Source organism: Shewanella sp. SM73 (genome assembly GCF_025653795.1).
GTDB lineage: Bacteria > Pseudomonadota > Gammaproteobacteria > Enterobacterales > Shewanellaceae > Shewanella > Shewanella oncorhynchi.
In genome coordinates this window covers 257,145-275,190 of record NZ_JAKKRY010000002.1, presented here as the reverse complement: position 1 = coordinate 275,190, position 18,046 = coordinate 257,145, and the positions used below count along the sequence as shown (strand labels likewise).

Here is an 18,046-nt window from a genome sequence, read left to right as displayed (position 1 = left end):
TATTTTAGGGGCACTATTTTTAGGCCACGATTTTTAACATCACTTTTTAGTCACTTTTTTAAAGTGTTTATTTACAGTGACGATTTTAACGTCAGTGGCCCTCTTGGATTGTTTTCTCTTATTGTGTAGAAAGCTTCTGCAGCTTAGATAAGACTCTCCTGTTTGCATAAGGAATGAAATGGCAAGCTTGATTCGTATTGTGCTGATTGATACGCACCTTCCGGGCGTGGTGGAACTCGCCCTCAATGGTCATACCAACATTTGTGGTACTAACGCCTCGGGTAAAACGACATTACAACGTCTAGTCCCTGTTTTTTATGGCGAATACCCAAGCCGCGTGGTGCCTTCGACCCGCGACAGTTTCGAGCGTTGGTATTTGCCACACGATTCAAGCTACATCATTTACGAATATCAAAAGGCCGATGGCTTACTGTACCAAGCCGTGCTGGCCTCGGCGGGTGATGGTAAGGGCGTTAACTATCGCTTTATCGCCAAAGGTTTTGAGCTAAGCGATTATATTAAATCGCAAAATGGCGACACTATTCTGTGCCACACCATGGCGGAATTAGGCCGTGATTTAAAACGTGCCGGCATAGCGACCACTAATTTGCTTAATACCCGTGAATATCGCGCTATTATTCAAAACGATCGCACCCTATTAAGCACGGGCAGCAACCGCAGCGAACTACGCGGTTATGCACGCCAATTTGCCCTGTGTGAGGGCGAGCATTCCCTGCGCCACATCGAAAAACTCGCTAAAGCGGTGCACTCCAAAGAAGGCAAGATGGAGACGGTCAAATCCATGATCGCCGCCATTTTAGAGGAGGATGGGGTTAATCCGCCCAGCTCACGTTTGAATCCGCAGCGCGTCGAAGCGTGGATCCGTGAGAGCCAACTTATCCAAGGCTTTGAAGTTATTCGTCCTGAGTTTGAAAAACTCGAACAAGAATTTAACCAACTGCTTAGCGCCGAACTGCGTTTATCGAGTCTGTCTCGCGGTTATCGCAACGATGAAACCTTAGAAGCCGATCGTCAAGATATTCAGCAAACCTTATCTAAAGAACTGAATTTAAATCTAAGATTGCTCGATGATGAATGGAAAGAGCAGCGCGATGAGCTCAATCTCGATTTATCGGCAGCTAAGGGTGATGTGGCAAAGTGCGAGTATGAGCTTGATGCCATTGAAGATCAGCATGCTGCCTTTTTAGATGCGAACATAGAGCAAGCCAAGGCCGATCTTGAGATGCTGCCGAACTGGCGCACCGATGTTGAAAACCTAAGTGAACGCCATAAGCTGCAAACCGAGAAGCACCAAGACATTGAGGCGGCGTACAATGCCCGTCGCAGTAAGATTGGCGAGCAGTTAAACCGCGAGCTTGAAGGTTTGCATGCCGACCAAGACAAGCAGCGTGAAGCCCGCGATAAACAACGTGAAGTGGCGCGCACCGATATCGACGCCCTAGAGCTGCAATGGCGCAACCAAATGGATGCGGGCAAGGCTAGCTTTAGCGAGCAGGAATACCAATTCAAACTCACTGCCGCCGAGCTTAAATTGCGTGTTGATGGCGTGACTTACACCGAAGAAGAAAAGCTGAGTCTCGCGATTTTCGACGAGCGTATTCACCGCGCCGACGAAGAACAAGAAAGCTGTAATGCCAAGGTTGAGCGCTTAAGCAGCGATGAACGCAAGCTCAGAGCCAAACGTGACCAAGCCAACGAAGCCTTGCGTATCGCCACCTTAAGGGTGAATGAGCGTCAAACTGCGCTGGATGAACTGCACCACATGCTGTTCCCGCAATCCCACACCCTATTGGAGTTTCTGCGTAAAGAATCCCAAGGCTGGGAGCAAAGTTTAGGGAAAGTGATCGCGCCTGAACTACTGCATCGCACTGATTTACATCCAAGCTTAGTGACTGAATCGAGCGAAGCTTTCTTTGGCGTGCATTTAGATCTTAAAGCGATCGATGTGCCTGAATATGCCGCCTCCGAACAAGAGCTGCGTATTCGGTTAAGCAAAGCCGAAGAAGCCCACACTAGTGCCCAAGAAATGCAGGCCGAGGCCGAATCTCAGCTGGTGGCCATTAATGGCGAGTTGGATAATCTCAGCCGTGAACTGACTTTTGCTCGCACGGCGTACAAAAATAGCCGTGACGATCTGCGTCGCCTATTTGATGAAAAGCGCAGCGAGCAAGAGAAAATCAACAAAGCATTGAGCGAGCGCAAAGCCCATGCGGGACAAAGACTGACTCAACTCGATGGTGAGCTAAAACAACTTAAACATCAGCACGAACTCTGGCTCGAAGATCAAAAAGAGCAAGCGCTCGAAGCGCGCATGGAAAAGAATGCCTATTGGCAGGAAGTCATCGGCGCGCTCGACAACCAACTCGGCCAAATTAAAGCGACTATTGAAGGACGCCGCGAAAGCGCCAAAATCGAGCAGAAAGCCTGCGAGACTTGGTACAAAAACGAGCTTAAATCCCGTGGTGTGGATGAGGATAATATCCTCAAACTCAAGCAACAAATTCGTGAGTTAGAAACCAAAATCAGCCGCGCCGAACAGCGTCGCAGCGACGTACTGCGCTTTGACGATTGGTATCAACACACTTGGCTTGCGCGCAAACCTAAACTGCAAACTCAGCTTAGCGATGTGAAGCGTGCGGTATCGGAAATCGATCAACAGCTTAAGGCGAAAACTCAGGATGTTAAGGCCCGTCGTCAACAACTTGAAACCGAGCGTAAAGCGTCCGATGCGGCGCAGGTTGAAGCTTCTGAAAACTTAACGAAGTTACGTGCCGTAATGCGTAAACTCGCCGAGCTTAAGTTACCGACCAATAACGAAGAAGCCCAAGGCAGCCTAGGCGAGCGTCTGCGCCAAGGTGAAGATTTGCTGCTAAAACGCGATTACCTGATGGGTTCGGTGAAGCAATATGTAGAGCATTTCGACTCAGTGATCGCCAGCAAGTCAGGTTCGGGCCTTGCCGAAACCTGGGAGCGTGCCCGCGAAGAATCGAGCTTTATCAACGATAAAGGTATTCGCCTGCTGGATTACCGTAAGTTAGTGCCACAGCTTGAGCAATTGCTGAACGTAATAGTGCCGCAATCGATTACCGCGCTGCGTGAGCAAGGACGGATTTTCGGCGTCGACTTAACCGCTTTCTACGATGTGTTAGCCGATATCGACCGCCGCATTGCCTCCCAAAGTGCGCGTATTACCCGCGAAGTGGGCGAAGAGTTATTCCTCGATGGCGTGTCTGAATCGGCGGTACGTATTCGTTCGCGCATCAGCGAGTTAGAGTTCTGGCCTGAGCTTGAACAGTTCGTCAAAGCCTTTAAATATTGGAAAGCCGATGGCTTTAATGGCTTGCCCGATGAGGATTACACCAACAGCATGCGCCGCGCTTTAGACATTATCGGTCGCGCCGCATTAACGGGGGGCATCTCTAAGTTGCTGGAAATCGAGCTGCGCCTCAAAGAAGGTAACAGCGATTTGATTATCCGCACCGACAGACAGCTTAACGAATCCTCAAGTCACGGTATGGCGTATCTGATTTTGTGTAAGTTCTTGTTGGCATTCACGCGCTTGCTGCGTGGACGCGCCGATGTGACCATTCACTGGCCAATTGATGAGTTGGGCACTTTGCACCATACCAACGTGAAGAAGATTTTTGACGCCTGCGAAAATAACAATATTTGTGTGCTGGGCGCCTTCCCGAACCCTGAGTCTGAGGTGCTGAACTTGTTCGCCAACCGTTACATTATCAACAAACAAACTAAGAAGTTGCAGGTGGTAAAACCTAAGGTCAATCCAATTGCAGACATGTTGAATAAGCGTTTGTCGAAGGAGGCCATCTAATGAGTGATGCAACCCAAACCGTATTAGTTGGCACTGGCGCTTTGATTGAGCTGTTACTCAAGGGCGAGTTTATTTGCCGCACCACCAATGAAGAAGGCTGGCGCGCCCTTAAAAATAGCAGCACCCGCGAGCGGGTTGAAGCCTACTTAAACCAGATCAACCGTACCGTGGCGTCTGCCGCCGAAGGTGATGTGTTCTTCTGCGGTTACTTACAGTTAGGCGATGCCGAACGTAAAGTGATTTCATCGCAGTTTAAAGATATCTGTCAGGCATTGATCCCGCTGGTGGAATGGTTGGTATTAGTGCAAGAAGCCAGTGGCCAAGATGCGCCGCTGAGCGAAGGTGCGCCCGTGCGTTTAACCGAGCTGCAAAGCCGTATCGAAGACACGCCTGCGTTCCGTGAACAGTTAGCCAAGCTCAGCCAATATCGTTTATTTGGCTCGACCAGCACTAACAGCGATGCGCAAATCAAATTAGTCTTCAAACGCTTAGTCGAACTCGGCTATTTAGTACGACCCAATGCGGAGAAGCAAATCTATATCGCCACGGGTAAGCTGGATTATCTGTATGAAGTCATTCGTTTTATCGATGAAACCGAAGGTTTAAGCCTAGAAGCGCAGGCGGAAACAGCGACCCAGCGGGACTTAATCTAATGTTGGCACTGTTAAACCTAGGTAAAAGCTGCGACCAAGGAGGCCATGATGAGCAGTAACTTACATCAGGCGGGTGTGAAACTGCTCAAGCAGTTAGGTCGCCATGCTGACATCATTATGGACACCTATTTAGCGGGCTCTCTTAACGAGGATGCCCACGATCCAAGCGTGGTTGAAAAGCTTAAACAGGCCGGTATTTTGTGGCGGCCAGAGCCAGATCAGGAGCTGCGGCTAAAGCGTTCTGTTCGCGCCTTACTCGAAGAAGGCTTAAGCGACGAGCGCAATCGCCAAATCGACTCTAACGTCGGTTCGGCTTTAGCAACCATTAAAACCTTGGCCGACCATTACAAAGAGGCGCGTCATAGCTCAGATTACAGCGCCGCCGAGGCCTATTTGTCGGATTTAAGCGAACATGTTTATAGTTTCGCCGACAGTCTGCGTTATTCGATCCGTGTGCTCTGGGGCCGCATTAATAACGAGTTTGGTTACGTCGGTACGATCAACGCTAAGATCCGCGAAAACGAATTAGCCCAAAGCCAAGTGTCTGAATTACTTAATGGCTTAGAGATGTTCCAGTTTAGTGAGCTAGGCGAAATCGCTGGCGATATTCGTGAACTGCGCAAGCTCTTAGTGACGACTTTGCAGGAAACCATGAGCGACTGCGCCCAGGAACTGAGCGTAGTGCAGGGGCGTTTACTCGAACTCTTAGGTCGCTTTAGGCAAATCCGTGGCCGTACCCGTTTGCTCAAGGGCTGGTTGCTCTACACTGATTTGCATCCGGATTATCGTCCTGCGGACCATGTGTCCCACAAGGAAATCCCGAGTCTATTCAATCGCGCCGAAATCTTGCTCGCACCTGCTGCGGTAGATGTGCACAACGCCAGTCAAGAACTGGAGTTGATGGGCATAGTTGCGCACATTAAAGCTATTAGTCGTCATCCCGTGATTGCGGCGGTGCGTGAGCATGATGTGTCCGTTTCTATCACCCAAAGTGAAGACTTCGATGTGCCGGATAATCCACTCAAACAAGCGGTGGATGAGTATTTCGTCGATGTAATTGAGTCTGGCCTGCGCCAATCTGCGCTGGAATATCTGGCGGATAAAGCGCTGCCTTGGGACGCCGAAAGCTGGATTTATCAAGTGATTGGTGGCTACGAAGGTCTGCCCGATGAACACAAAGCTTATTTTGAGCTTGAGCCATTGGGTGAACCGCATCCCATCTATAGCGGCAACTTTATTATTCGCGATGTGGAATTGTGGCTCGCCTAGGCCAGCAACAATTACAACTGTTGGAGAACGCTTTTATTAAGCGTTCTCCCAAGGTTAAGCTCACGGCTAACTGGCGTGCGATTCATCGCGAGTTAGAAGTGGGTGAGTTAGACGAGTCTGAAAAGTATCTGTGTTTTGCGCCCAAAGATTTCGAACTGCTAAGGCAAGGCGTGTTGGCGTTAATGGGGCTTGATTTAAGGCAGCTTGATTTTAATGTCGATCGCATGTCGATGTCCGTCAAAAGTCACGATGAAAAGCTCGCTAAGATCCGCCCTGAAGCCGAATACGTTTTGATGAAGTATCTGGGTTTCGAATCTTCACCAACTGGGATTTCAACACGCACATCACTGCGTATTCCTTTGGATGAAGCACAAAAGCATTGCCATGAACTCAATGTCGCAGCCATCCTAGTGATTGAAAACCTAGATGTATTTGATGTTATCCATCAAGCGCGTTTGCCACAGGATTTAACTAATGTGATGGTTATCTACCGAGGTAGCGGTCATCATTCTCCGATTGGCGTGCAGCATTTTTTGCGCTCAATGGTAGGGAAACTGCCGATTATAGCCTTTACCGACTTAGATCCAGCAGGGTTACAAATCGCCCATACCTTAACAGGCGTGACCCATTGCCTTGTGCCACAACTTGCGCTGACAGCACCTGCTGAGTTCTTGGCAATAGCACAAATTAATTCTACTGATGATTTCGACAAGCAAGCGAAACAGGCTAAGTATTTGCAAAATGCCGAGTTAAAGCATTGGCAAAAATTAGCCGTTTGGCTAAATCAACACCGTATTAGTATCAAACAGCAACACCTGCTGGCTCACGGACTTGAACTAGTGTTAGTGCCATATATTTAGTTGTCATCCCTTTCATCTCTCTACTTTACTGTAATTAACTGGTTTTAAATCCTGTTATAAATTTAAATTCAGTTATTAAGTCTGAGTTTTATCTGGCTGTTGTTTCTTATATGTTTAATTTGATGTTATTTGATGTTATTTGATGTTTATTTTGTTTGTTTATACTGGTTTAAATATATTTTGTGAGTGCTCAAATATTGTTCTGATAAATTTTTTATGATTTAAAATCAGTTTATTACTATTTTTCTGTGATGGTGTTAACTTAATTCAAGATGAAAAAATGAAATTTATTCATTGAATTAACGGCTAGCATGTTTCACTATCCCCGCCTGAGCCAAAAATGGATTGGCAATTGTGCTCATCATGGAAGATGAATAACAAATAAATGACCTTTCTGGGGAAATCACAAGCATGATGAAATCACTTTCGACGCGGATCTTTATTGGTCTGTTTGCCGGCCTTATTTTCGGCACAATAGTGCAATACTTCTTAAACGATATCGGTTTTTTCTCGGGTAATTTAGTCGAGCTTGCCGGTGGCGTTGGTACTATGTTCGTCAATATGATCATGATGCTGGTTGTGCCACTCGTGTTCGTGAGTATCGTTTGTGGTGTCTGTGAGCTGCAAGATCTCAAAAGCTTTGGTCGTTTGGGCGGTAAGACCTTCGGTTTTTATATCATCAATACCGTAGTCGCAATCGCGACCGCATTATTAGTGGCACTGTTACTCGAACCCGGTAAAGGCGTGGATATGAGTAGCACGGATGGCGTAGCGATTACAGCAACTGAATTGCCAAGCCTGATGGCGCTGGTGATCGACATAGTCCCACGTAATCCTGTGACGGCTTTTATGTCGGGCAATATGCTACAAGTGATCTTTATGGCCTTGTTACTTGGCGGTGTGATTAAGTCCCTAGGGGAGCATGTTGCAGGTGCTGTGCAAGGTTTTCAAACAGCCAATAGAATCATGATGAAACTGATTTCTGTGGTGATGAGTCTTGCGCCCTATGGTGTATTTGCCTTGATGTTTAAACTCGGCGCGACCTTAGATGCAGGTGTGTTTATGAGTGTGGTTGAGTATATGGTGCTGATCCTCGCGCTGTTGCTACTGTGGATTTTTGTGGTTTATCCTATGGCAGTGGGAATATTTACCCCAATCTCAGCCAAAACCTTCCGCGAGAAGACCCAAGAGCAAGTGCTGTTTTCACTCTCGACCGCAAGCTCAAATGCGACTATTCCCGTGACCATGCGTACTTTAACGGACAAGTTAGGCGTGAACCGCGCTGTTGCTGGTTTTGGCGTACCGCTGGGGGCGACCATGAACATGGGCGGTGTGGCGATTTATATCACTATTGCGATTTTCTTTGTCGCCAACGCCTTTGGCATGCCCATTACCACTGAGCAATTGCCTTCGCTGTTATTTAGTGTCTTCCTATTATCTGTCGGTGCGGGTGGTGTGCCCGGTGGCGGCATGGTGATGATAGGTGTGTTAATCCATCAAATGGGATTACCGATAGAAGCCTTTGCCATAGTGGCGGCCTTAGATCGGATTATTGATATGGTGCTGACATCCTGTAACGTGGTTGGTGATACTGCGGTATTGACTATAGTGGATCAAACCGAGAAAGTGCATCAGCTTGAGTCAGCGAAGAGTTAATGTGCCATTAAGTCGTATTCTATAAAAACAAAAGCCACTGAAAACAGTGGCTTTTTTTATATTCACTATGCTGGTATTGATACGTTGATACGTTGATACGTTGATACGTTGATACGTTGATACGTTGATACGTTGATACGTTGATACGTTGATAGGTTAGCATCAACTATGTTAGCACCATTACTTAGTGCGAGTAATTTTATCCAGATAGCCCATGGCAAAGGCTGATAATACAAAGGTGATGTGTATTAACAGATACCACATGATTTTGTCGTTATCGATATTCTTCACATCCATAAAGATTTTCAGTAGGTGAATAGACGAAATCGCCACAATCGACGCCGCCACTTTGTTTTTCAGTGAGCCAGAATCTAATTTACCCAGCCAACTTAGCTTCTCACTGTCTTCGCCCACATCCAGCTGCGAGACGAAATTCTCATAGCCAGAAAACATCACCATCACAATCAGGCCGCCCACGAGGGTGATATCAATCAAGGACAGGGTCACCAGCACTAAATCCACTTCAGTCATCTCAAAAATGATCGGCAGAATATGGAAGATCTCTTGGAAGAATTTAATGCCTAAGCCCAATAAAACAAAGCTGAGTCCCAAATAAATTGGCGCCATAATCCAGCGCGATGCATACATTAATTTTTCAAATATTTGTTCCATAATCCATTAAACCCTTTATCTAAAATGCGGTAAAAAATCGAGTCACTAATGACTAAAACAGTAACATAATGCACTTTATGCGCGCTATTACCCAATCACAAGGGCGTGAGTTATATGCTGTTATTGTGCTTTTTTTGTAACCTCTGTGGTTATTTAACCCCTATTTGGGTGTTAGTGGCGCTACATCGTTTAATTTGCTCTGCCTTTGATATGTCTGATCGTCGCTTTTTTCAACCTAATACCAAGCAAATTCAGCTATGGATGATCATTTTTCTCGGCATTTTAGGGCTTTGATGAAGGAAGTGACATTTGTCATCCTAGATTGCTGACAACTCACACTGCTGTAATGGACATTTTATGCAGATACTTAAGTCATCTAAACAAGGAGGCTTAATCATGCAACATAAATCACTGGACCAACAATTAATCGAATATCGTCAACAACGTGCTTTAGCTATGCCCTTATCTGGCATGATTGTGTGGAGCCTACTGTTTGTATTGAGCTTTGTATTACCTCCTTCGCAGTTGGTGATGGCGGTCTTTATCGGTACTGGTTCTATTATCTACCTTGCCATGGGTATTTCGCGGCTGACAGGCGAGAATATCTCGTTTAAGAAAAGCGCTGAGCGTAATTGGTTTGAGACTGTGTTTCTCGCTGCGATGGGGATGAGTTTTTTAACCTTTAGCATCAGTATTCCCTTTTTTATGGAAAATTATCTGGCTTTGCCTTTCGCCCTTGCGGTGCAAACAGGTTTAATGTGGTTAGCCCACGGTGTTTTAGCAGCGCAAAAGGTGGCCATAGTGCATGCGATAGTGCGCACCTTAGCCTGTGTGGCAGCTTTCATGCTCTGGCCCGAGCTGAGCTTTCAAATTCAGCCTCTAATCGTGGTGTTTTGTTATGGTTTTTCAATTCCCGTGATGCAGCGCCGCTGGAAGATTCAGCAAAATCTTTGTGCTAGCAATTAGTGGGTTATCTTTGGGTTATTGTGTAGATTTTGGCTTTGCGGCCTAATGGCCGAGGTGAATCAAAGTCGTGGGGCTTCAGCCCTGACGCTTAATCAAGAGTCTAACAAGTGATCTCGCCCTAGATCGATTTGTATGTCTGCCAGCGCACAGAGCTCAAACTGGCGTTATTGCATTATGGTTATTACCCTGCACTTTTTGCAGTGTGAAGGAGCTTATAATGCAAACCATGAAACTTACGTTCGTTACCGCTGGTGTTGTACTCGTTGGTAGTTTGCTGCTTAACGGTTGTGATAGTGGCAATGTGAATACTCAAACAGGTACACCAGACTTAACTGTAACAACCGAGGATGGTACTGGTGATGATATTAAAATTGCCACAGCAGTTAATACTGCGTTGATCGCTGATCAGCAGCTACAAAATTTAGATATTCAGATAGAAACCCGCAAGGGCGATGTCACCATTTCCGGCAATGTAAATAGCCAAGCTCAGAAAGACCAAGCTGAACGGGTGACGGCAGCAACCTCTGGTGTGCACTCGGTAAATAATCGGTTGGAAGTAAAATAGCAATGTCAGTAAAGCCGCCTGTTTGATGTATTCAATTGACAGACGACAAACAGGAGCGGCAGCTCTTATCTGGCTTTAATTCACCGCTTATGCCACAAAATACCAATCCCCGCCAACCATGCTGCGGGGCGTTGGCTTCTTGATTTATAAAATGTGTGAGTCCAGCTATGGTCACTCACGCTGGCCTTGCGGCTGTGGTGGCAGATTTGTGCTTTGGAGTTTGTACCCGTCGTGACTTTCTTTGCGCCACATTTCGCACTTGCTACGTAGCTTTTGGCTTTGTGGCCTTACGGCCTAGGTGAATTAAAGTCGTGGGGCTTCACCCCTGACGTTTAATCAAGAGTCGACCAAGGAGGACTGCTCGTCCTCGTCCTTGTCTTTTTAATTGTTAATTCTACTGATGTAGAACCTTCGATTTTTAGTTCACGTCCATATTGTAGTTGCAGATTTATACGGCCTTACGGCCGAGGTGAATCAAAGTCGTGGGGCTTCACCCCACACCCGACCAAGGAGGACTGCTCGTCCTATCCTCCTTGGATGCTCCATGACGCCCCTTGCGAAGTTACATGCATTAGATACTAGCTTCGTGCTTATTCGAAAATAGCTAACGCTTCCGATGGGGCGTCCCTTCCCCCCGAAAGCTACGCAGACGTCCTGTCTGCGTCACGCGATTCTCTTCAACGCCCTTCAGCAACTTCGCAGGGGGAGGTGAACTTCAGTAACTAGTGTGTGGGTTGTAAACCTGGAAAGAGTTGTGCTGTCTCATTTTTCATTTGTTGTCACATCTGAAGACTTAATGCTAAGTTAGTGTCATACAATAATAATTTATTCGAAATGTATATTAATCTAGCCAAAACATATGCTAGGTGATAATTAGAGTTTCGGGCCATAACCTGTTATACGATTTATTTATGGTGGTAATGTGGAAAATTTTGAAGAAAATGTAGTTGCGTTTCTCAAACATAAAGAGAAAAAAGTTCTGGTTATCAAAGGAAAATGGGGAGTAGGGAAAACTTTTAAATGGAATGAGATCGTCAACAAGCATTTCAGTTCACTTGGTTTTTCTAACTATTCTTATGTTTCTCTCTTTGGTCTAGATGGGTTAAAAGAACTGCAGTCTGGTGTATTCTACAATGCTCATGCAATAAGCTCTGATAGCAAGTCAGCTACCATTAAGTCTAATTTAAAGAAAATTGGAAACATAGCAAAAAGTATCCCTCAAATATCAAAGTATGCAAATGCAATTTCTGTTATTGAAAACTCACTTGTAGATTATTACCTGATTTGCATCGATGATTTAGAAAGAAAGTCTAAAAAGTTCTCAATGTCCACTTTACTTGGCTATGTATCAAACTTAAGTGAGTCAAGTCATTGTAAAATTGTATTAATATTTAATGATGACACTTTAAATGATGAAGATAAAAAAGAAATCGATCTATATCGAGAAAAAGTTATAGATTTAGAGTTAAAGTATTCACCTAATCCTGCTAACAATATTGATGTTGAGTTTAGAAACCACATATGTAGAGATTTGATTTGCGACATATTCAAGTCTGAAGGCCTAAATAATATTAGAATAATTAAGCACATAAAATGGAATGTTGATGCTTTGATGAATTTCATAGCTTCTTCAGAAGAAGCCGTCAGACATGACCTACTTACCACGATTGTGATACTTACGTATGTTCATCATGAGCCAAGTATCAGTATTCGAGCTAATGAAATTGAACGCGTATTTAGTTTCTCGTTAAAAAATGAGGACGTTGATAAAAATCTTCAAAGGCGTATTTCTTCACTTGGGTATATTTATTATGCAGATCATGAGGCTGAAATCATCAAATATATCGAGGATGGTTGGATGGATGAGGCTTTATTTATTGAAAATATATCGCGTCTTAACAAAAGACAAATTGATAGAAATGTTTCATCAAGATTAACGGAAGTCTGGGGTTTCTATAATAACAACTTCCTTTCCACTAGCAATGATGTGATTAGAGGCTTAGAAGGATTCCTTTCAGAACATTTGAACTCAATCTCTGTTAGGGAACTACATCCTATACTAGATACGTTGATGGAACTAAAAGAAGACTTTGATAAAAGTTATTGGATTGATAAATTTGTTACTTTAAACCTAGATAGTGATAGTCCTGATTTATTAATGCAGCTGAAAAAAATTACAACTAATGCAGAACTCATTGAAATAATTTCTAGTAAAGAGAAAGTCATTTTTCAACATCATTCAATCTACGCCGTTTTATCTAAAATAGTTAAGAACCGTAGCTGGAATCCTGAAGACGAAGAGTATTTAGGTAATCATAGTATCGATGAAATATACGAGTTTTTAGTTGGTGACAACAATTGTGATCTTATGCAAGTGGTTCGCGAAAGTATGGGTATTTTTAGACCTACTGAGGGCGACAATCCAAAAGATATCTTTGGACGAAACCTGCATCAAGCATTAATTAGAGTATCTGCAAGGAGCAAGCTCGATCGTTACAGAATTATACATTTCTTTGGTATCGAGTTTGACTGAACAAAGATAGAGCAAAGATAGAACATGCATAACTCTTTCAGGATTAACAGCCGACACCTAGATTTCAGAAGTTCATCTTTCCCTGCGAAGTTGCAGAAGGGCATTGAAGACTCTTTATTAAAGGCAAAAGAGCAAATAGGCTTCATTTTTATGCCTTGATTACTTTCCAATAACTCTAGTGTCTGAGGAATACACCATCCCCTCGGAGTTGCCGCAGGGCGAATAGACAAATTGCGTGAGTCTCGGCATGGATGCCGAGCTAGCTTTCGCAGGTGCAGGGACGCATCCTTCGGAAGCGATAGCAGATTTGGCAATGAGCACAAGGGGCTTTCAACTCAGTTGGGGACGTCATGGAGCATCCAAGGAGGATAGGACGAGCAGTCCTCCTTGGTCGGGTGTGGGGTGAAGCCCTACGACTTTCTCGGCAGCAAGGCCGTATAAATAACAAAAAAGCCACTGTGGTCAGTGGCTTTTATCATAAAAATCAGAAGCTAAGCGATTCTGCTTACTCTATATTTGGTTCTTCGCTGTAATCAATACCGTGGTAGCTCAGGCAAGCGTCGACTTCGTTGCTGCTGCCTAGGATGACGGCAACACGTTGGTGAATTTGTGTTGGTTGAATATCCAAAATGGTTTCATAACCGGTAGAAGCCTTACCGCCAGCTTGTTCGACTAAGAAGGCCATTGGGTTGGCTTCGTACATCAAGCGCAGTTTGTACGGTTTTTTAGGATCTTTATTGTCGGTTGGGTAAGTGAAAATACCACCGCGAGATAGCACGCGGTGTACATCGCCAACCATGGCCGCAATCCAGCGCATGTTGAATGATTTTTCGCGTGGGCCAATTTTACCGAGCAGTAAATCGGCAATATAGGTCTGCATTGGCGCTTCCCAAAAACGCTGGTTCGACATGTTAATGGCAAACTCTTGGGTATCTGGGCTAATGCTCATGGCGGCGTTAGTCAGTAAAAACTCATTGGTTTCTGGGTGCAAAGTAAAGAGTTGCACACCTTGGCCAGTGGTTAATGCCAGCATGGTCGATGGACCATAAAGGACATAACCTGCGGCTAATTGCGCACGGCCAGATTGTAAAAAGCTAGTTTCAGTCAGCTCGCCAGCAGGCGCGGGCAGGACGGAGAAAATGGTGCCGACTAACGAGTTGATATCGATATTAGATGAGCCATCTAGCGGATCGAAACACACCAGGTATTGACCATTTTGGCTGACTTCAACCACATGATCTTCTTCTTCCGACGCCAAACCGCGCACTGTACCGTCAGCTTTTAATGCATCTTTGAGCATGTCGTTGGTGATGATATCCAGTTTTTTCTGGGTTTCACCTTGGACGTTTTCTTGCTCAGTCGCGCCTAACACGCCCGCAAGTGCACCGTGGCGAACGGCATGGCTAATGGCTTTTGAGGTGTCGGCTAAGGTTAAAATTAGGTGGGAGAGGGAGTCGTTCACTGCCTGTGAGGTCAGGTGCTGGGCCAGAGTCTGCATGTTATGTCCTTTAGAGGTTCAACAATGAGGTCAATTTCGTTATTTGCCGCGAATGATAACTCAGTTAGTCGACAATTTCAGCGATGTTGCTGATGCTTTTAGCGAATATTGGGGCTTTTTGGGATTATTTGGATTGAGCTTGGCGCAAGGGCCTAATTTGTATCGGCATATTGCATGCTCTTTCTATTTATAGGCGGCCTCTGGCACAATGTCGGCTTGTTTTTAATCGCTGACATCTTAGGCGATTATGCTCCCAAGGAATAATAATGATTAAAAATAGGTTAACTTGGTTCCCTGCGTGCTCACTTAAGGTGCGCGCCGTTCCCCTACTGATAGCGAGCCAAATGGCCATGATTTCGACAGCTATGTTTTCAATTACCCCAGCTTATGCAATGGAAGGCGGCAAACTTCCACTGACGATTGAGCGAATGAATGCCTCGCCCGCATTAGCGGGCACCAGTCCTCGTGGTTTGAAATTGTCACCCGATGGTCAGCGTGTCACTTATCTTGCGGGCCGTAAAGACAATCAAAATTTTTATGATCTCTGGCAGATGGATGTAAAGACGGGCAAATCTAGCCTATTGCTCAATGCCGATAAGTTGGCAAGCAATGAATTATCCGATGAAGAAAAGGCCCGCCGCGAACGCCAACGTATTTATGGCGAAGGCATTATGGAGTACTTCTGGGCCGATGATAGCCAAGCGCTATTAATTCCGGCTGCTGGTAATCTGTATTACTTTTCTCTTACCGATAGTAGCGTGACTCAATTGCCGATTGGCGAAGGGTTTGCTACAGATGCACGCTTATCGCCCAAGGGGCATTTTGTGTCTTTCGTGCGGGATCAAAACTTGTATGTGTTAGATCTGGCGACGAAAAAACTCCAAGCTATGACGAGCGATGGCGGCGGTGCGATTAAAAATGCCATGGCCGAGTTTGTCGCTCAGGAGGAAATGGATCGCATGACAGGTTATTGGTGGGCGCCCGATGAATCGGCCATCGCCTTTACCCGTATTGATGAGTCCGGTGTCGAGCAAGTAACCCGTAACGAAATCTATGCTGATGGTATTAAACTTACTGAGCAGCGCTATCCCTATGCCGGCAAAAACAACGTCGATATCGCCCTCGGTGTGGTCACGTTAAAAGATAAGGCTATCAATTGGGTGACCCTGCGCGAAGAGAACAGCGAAGACAAGAGCAAAGATATTTACCTGCCGCGGGTCGATTGGCTGCCCGATAGCAAACATTTGTCGTTCCAGTGGCAGAGTCGCGATCAACATAAGCTAGATTTGCAACTGGTGGCGTTAGATTCACTGACTAAGCCAAAAACCTTAGTGAAAGAACGCAGTAACGCTTGGGTGAACCTCAATAACGATCTGCACTTTTTAAAACAACAATCGGCTTTTATTTGGGCATCTGAGCGTGACGGTTTTAATCATCTGTATCTTTTTGACTTAAAAGGCAAACTTAAAACCCAATTGACTCAGGGCGAGTGGGTTGTCGATGCGTTGGAATACATAGATGAAACCGCTGGTTGGGTATATTTCACTGGCCGCAAAGATATGCCAATCGAGAAACAACTTTATCGCGTGCCTTTAGCGGGTGGCAAGGTTGAGCGGGTAAGCAAGCAAGCGGGTATGCACGATCCTGTGTTTGCCGACAATCAAAGTGTGTATCTGGATTATTTCAATAGCTTATCTCAGCCACCGCAGGTAAGTTTACACGGTGACAAGGGCCAACAACTGGCTTGGGTTGAGCAAAATGCGGTCAAGCAAGGCCATCCTTTATATGACTATGCGGGTCTGTGGCAAATCCCTGAATTTGGTGAACTGAAAGCCGAAGATGGCCAAGTGTTGCAAACCCGTTTATTCAAACCTGTGCCGTTTGATGCGAGCAATAAATACCCTGTCGTCGTGCGGGTTTACGGTGGGCCGCACGCACAGTTAGTGACCAACAGTTGGAGCGAGCAGGACTACTTTACCCAGTATCTGGTTCAACAAGGCTATGTGGTGTTCCAGTTGGATAACCGCGGCAGCGCCCACAGGGGCACAAAGTTTGAGCAAGTGATTTACCGTCACTTGGGCGAAGCTGAAGTCAAGGATCAAAAAGTGGGAGTGGACTATTTACGCAGTCTGCCATTTGTCGATGCCGATAATGTGGCAATTTACGGCCACAGTTACGGCGGTTACATGGCCTTGATGAGTTTATTTAAGGCGCCGGATTACTTTAAAGCCGCGATTTCGGGTGCACCTGTAACCGACTGGCGCTTATATGACACCCATTATACTGAGCGTTACTTAGCCCATCCTGAGGGGAATGAAAAAGGTTATGAAGCCAGCAGTGTGTTCCCTTATGTGAAAAACTATCAAGCGGGTTTGTTGATGTATCACGGCATGGCCGATGATAACGTCTTGTTTGAAAACAGCACTCGGGTTTATAAGGCGTTGCAGGATGAGGGCAAACTGTTCCAGATGATCGATTATCCTGGATCTAAACATTCGATGCGTGGCGAGAAAGTGCGTAATCACTTATATCGCTCACTGGCAGATTTCCTCGATAGGCAGTTGAAAAACGCCAAATAGTAGGCATAAAAAAACCAGATCCTAGGATCTGGTTTTTTTGAATCGATTCTTATCAAACCAATTAATGCGGATGTTGCTTAGCGGGCATTAGCCTTCTAAGTTACCGCAAAAACGATAGCCTTCACCGTGAATAGTCGCGATGATTTCTGGCGTATCTGGTAAGCTTTCGAAATGCTTACGGATACGACGGATAGTCACGTCTACAGTACGATCGTGTGGCTTAAGTTCACGGCCAGTCATTTTCATCAGTAGATCGGCACGAGTCAAAATTTTGCCTGGGTTTTCAACAAAGTGCAGCATAGCGCGGAACTCGCTACGTGGCAGTTTGTAAGATTCACCCTGTGGGCTCACTAATGAACGGCTGTTGATCTCTAAGCTCCAATCATTGAAGCGGTAGTATTCTACTGAGCTCTTTTCTTCGACTTCAGCGCCAGCGCTGTTGACACGAGTCAGAAGGTTACGAGCACGAATCGTTAATTCACGTGGGTTGAACGGCTTGGTAATATAATCGTCCGCGCCAATTTCAAGTCCAAGAATTTTGTCGACTTCGTTGTCACGACCTGTCAGGAAGATAAGACCGATGTTGTTGATTTCACGTAGTTCACGTGCCAACAATAGACCATTCTTACCTGGCAAGTTAATGTCCATAACGACCAAGTTAATTTTGTTTTCCTGCATAGCCTTATGCATTTCTGCGCCATCATTGGCCTCAGTTACCACATACCCTTCTGCCTCGAAAATACTTCTCAGCGTGTTACGGGTAACGGCTTCATCTTCAACGATCAGAATGTGCGGATTTTGCATATTATTTACCTAAATTTTAATCAGTTTATACTAACCAATAAGAGCAACTTACTTCGGGCTCTTATATTCATAAAAGCGTTGATACTTCCTTGAACTGCTTTGTGCTCAAAAGGAAAATCTTTACGGTGACATCTATAT

At 45.4% G+C, this 18,046-nt stretch carries 12 protein-coding genes; 9 read left to right on the top strand and 3 right to left on the bottom strand.

Annotated elements, in window-relative coordinates; all coding sequences use genetic code 11:
- Window positions 1–178: 178 nt before the first annotated feature.
- The 5 genes from L5M51_RS04400 to L5M51_RS04380 all read left to right on the top strand — a co-directional run bounded on the left by L5M51_RS04400 (window position 179) and on the right by L5M51_RS04380 (window position 8,291).
- Entirely contained in the window at window positions 179–3,853 is a 3,675-nt protein-coding gene (locus L5M51_RS04400) for an ATP-binding protein (protein ID WP_263171761.1), read from the top strand.
- Window positions 3,853–4,506 (top strand): hypothetical protein, encoded by a 654-nt coding sequence (locus L5M51_RS04395; protein ID WP_011790751.1) that lies wholly within the window; start codon window positions 3,853–3,855, stop codon window positions 4,504–4,506. The genes L5M51_RS04400 and L5M51_RS04395 overlap by 1 nt, the downstream gene beginning before the upstream one ends.
- A gap of 48 nt (window positions 4,507–4,554) precedes the next feature.
- Window positions 4,555–5,775: a phosphoenolpyruvate carboxylase gene (locus tag L5M51_RS04390; protein ID WP_131525493.1), complete on the top strand. Its 1,221-nt coding sequence runs from the start codon at window positions 4,555–4,557 to the stop codon at window positions 5,773–5,775.
- Window positions 5,763–6,635, top strand: coding sequence for a hypothetical protein (locus L5M51_RS04385; protein WP_263171760.1), 873 nt, complete (start codon window positions 5,763–5,765; stop codon window positions 6,633–6,635). Before L5M51_RS04390 ends, L5M51_RS04385 begins: the two co-directional genes overlap by 13 nt.
- Window positions 6,636–7,046: 411 nt before the next feature.
- Window positions 7,047–8,291, top strand: coding sequence for a dicarboxylate/amino acid:cation symporter (locus tag L5M51_RS04380; protein ID WP_263145575.1), 1,245 nt, complete (start codon window positions 7,047–7,049; stop codon window positions 8,289–8,291).
- A 180-nt stretch (window positions 8,292–8,471) separates the two neighbouring features.
- On the opposite strand, the gene L5M51_RS04375 is transcribed toward L5M51_RS04380, so the two are convergent.
- On the bottom strand, window positions 8,472–8,963 hold the full coding sequence (locus tag L5M51_RS04375; protein WP_105250244.1) for a TIGR00645 family protein: 492 nt from the start codon (window positions 8,961–8,963) through the stop codon (window positions 8,472–8,474).
- Between the two features lie 396 nt (window positions 8,964–9,359).
- On the opposite strand from L5M51_RS04375, the gene L5M51_RS04370 reads away from it, so the two are divergent.
- The 3 genes from L5M51_RS04370 (at window position 9,360) to L5M51_RS04360 (ending at window position 13,027) form a co-directional block, all read left to right on the top strand.
- The gene (locus L5M51_RS04370; protein ID WP_263171759.1) at window positions 9,360–9,929 is read left to right on the top strand and encodes a DUF7010 family protein; all 570 of its coding nucleotides are present in this window, start codon (window positions 9,360–9,362) and stop codon (window positions 9,927–9,929) included.
- A 217-nt stretch (window positions 9,930–10,146) separates the two neighbouring features.
- Window positions 10,147–10,494, top strand: a complete 348-nt coding sequence (locus tag L5M51_RS04365; protein WP_105250242.1) for a BON domain-containing protein — start codon at window positions 10,147–10,149, stop codon at window positions 10,492–10,494.
- 922 nt (window positions 10,495–11,416) lie between these two features.
- Window positions 11,417–13,027 (top strand): hypothetical protein, encoded by a 1,611-nt coding sequence (locus L5M51_RS04360; RefSeq protein ID WP_263171758.1) that lies wholly within the window; start codon window positions 11,417–11,419, stop codon window positions 13,025–13,027.
- Between the two features lie 505 nt (window positions 13,028–13,532).
- Here L5M51_RS04360 and L5M51_RS04355 read toward each other — a convergent pair.
- Entirely contained in the window at window positions 13,533–14,525 is a 993-nt protein-coding gene (locus tag L5M51_RS04355; protein WP_263171757.1) for a class 1 fructose-bisphosphatase, read from the bottom strand.
- Window positions 14,526–14,791: 266 nt separating this feature from the next.
- Here L5M51_RS04355 and L5M51_RS04350 point away from each other — a divergent pair, with 266 nt between their 5' ends.
- Window positions 14,792–17,104 (top strand): S9 family peptidase, encoded by a 2,313-nt coding sequence (locus L5M51_RS04350; protein WP_263171756.1) that lies wholly within the window; start codon window positions 14,792–14,794, stop codon window positions 17,102–17,104.
- Between the two features lie 87 nt (window positions 17,105–17,191).
- Here L5M51_RS04350 and arcA read toward each other — a convergent pair whose 3' ends face one another.
- A complete protein-coding gene (arcA, locus tag L5M51_RS04345; RefSeq protein WP_006080127.1) occupies window positions 17,192–17,908 on the bottom strand; it encodes a two-component system response regulator ArcA in 717 nt (238 codons plus the stop codon).
- Window positions 17,909–18,046 lie beyond the last annotated feature (138 nt).

Excerpts from the sequence above, each read along its gene's own strand:
- L5M51_RS04370 (WP_263171759.1), top strand. The coding sequence starts at position 9,360 with ATGCAACATAAATCACTGGACCAACAATTAATCGAATATCGTCAACAA.
- L5M51_RS04395 (WP_011790751.1), top strand. The coding sequence starts at position 3,853 with ATGAGTGATGCAACCCAAACCGTATTAGTTGGCACTGGCGCTTTGATT.
- L5M51_RS04400 (WP_263171761.1), top strand. The coding sequence starts at position 179 with ATGGCAAGCTTGATTCGTATTGTGCTGATTGATACGCACCTTCCGGGC.
- L5M51_RS04350 (WP_263171756.1), top strand. The coding sequence starts at position 14,792 with ATGATTAAAAATAGGTTAACTTGGTTCCCTGCGTGCTCACTTAAGGTG.
- arcA (WP_006080127.1), bottom strand. The coding sequence starts at position 17,908 with ATGCAAAATCCGCACATTCTGATCGTTGAAGATGAAGCCGTTACCCGT.
- L5M51_RS04390 (WP_131525493.1), top strand. The coding sequence starts at position 4,555 with ATGAGCAGTAACTTACATCAGGCGGGTGTGAAACTGCTCAAGCAGTTA.
- L5M51_RS04365 (WP_105250242.1), top strand. The coding sequence starts at position 10,147 with ATGCAAACCATGAAACTTACGTTCGTTACCGCTGGTGTTGTACTCGTT.
- L5M51_RS04380 (WP_263145575.1), top strand. The coding sequence starts at position 7,047 with ATGATGAAATCACTTTCGACGCGGATCTTTATTGGTCTGTTTGCCGGC.
- L5M51_RS04375 (WP_105250244.1), bottom strand. The coding sequence starts at position 8,963 with ATGGAACAAATATTTGAAAAATTAATGTATGCATCGCGCTGGATTATG.
- L5M51_RS04355 (WP_263171757.1), bottom strand. The coding sequence starts at position 14,525 with ATGCAGACTCTGGCCCAGCACCTGACCTCACAGGCAGTGAACGACTCC.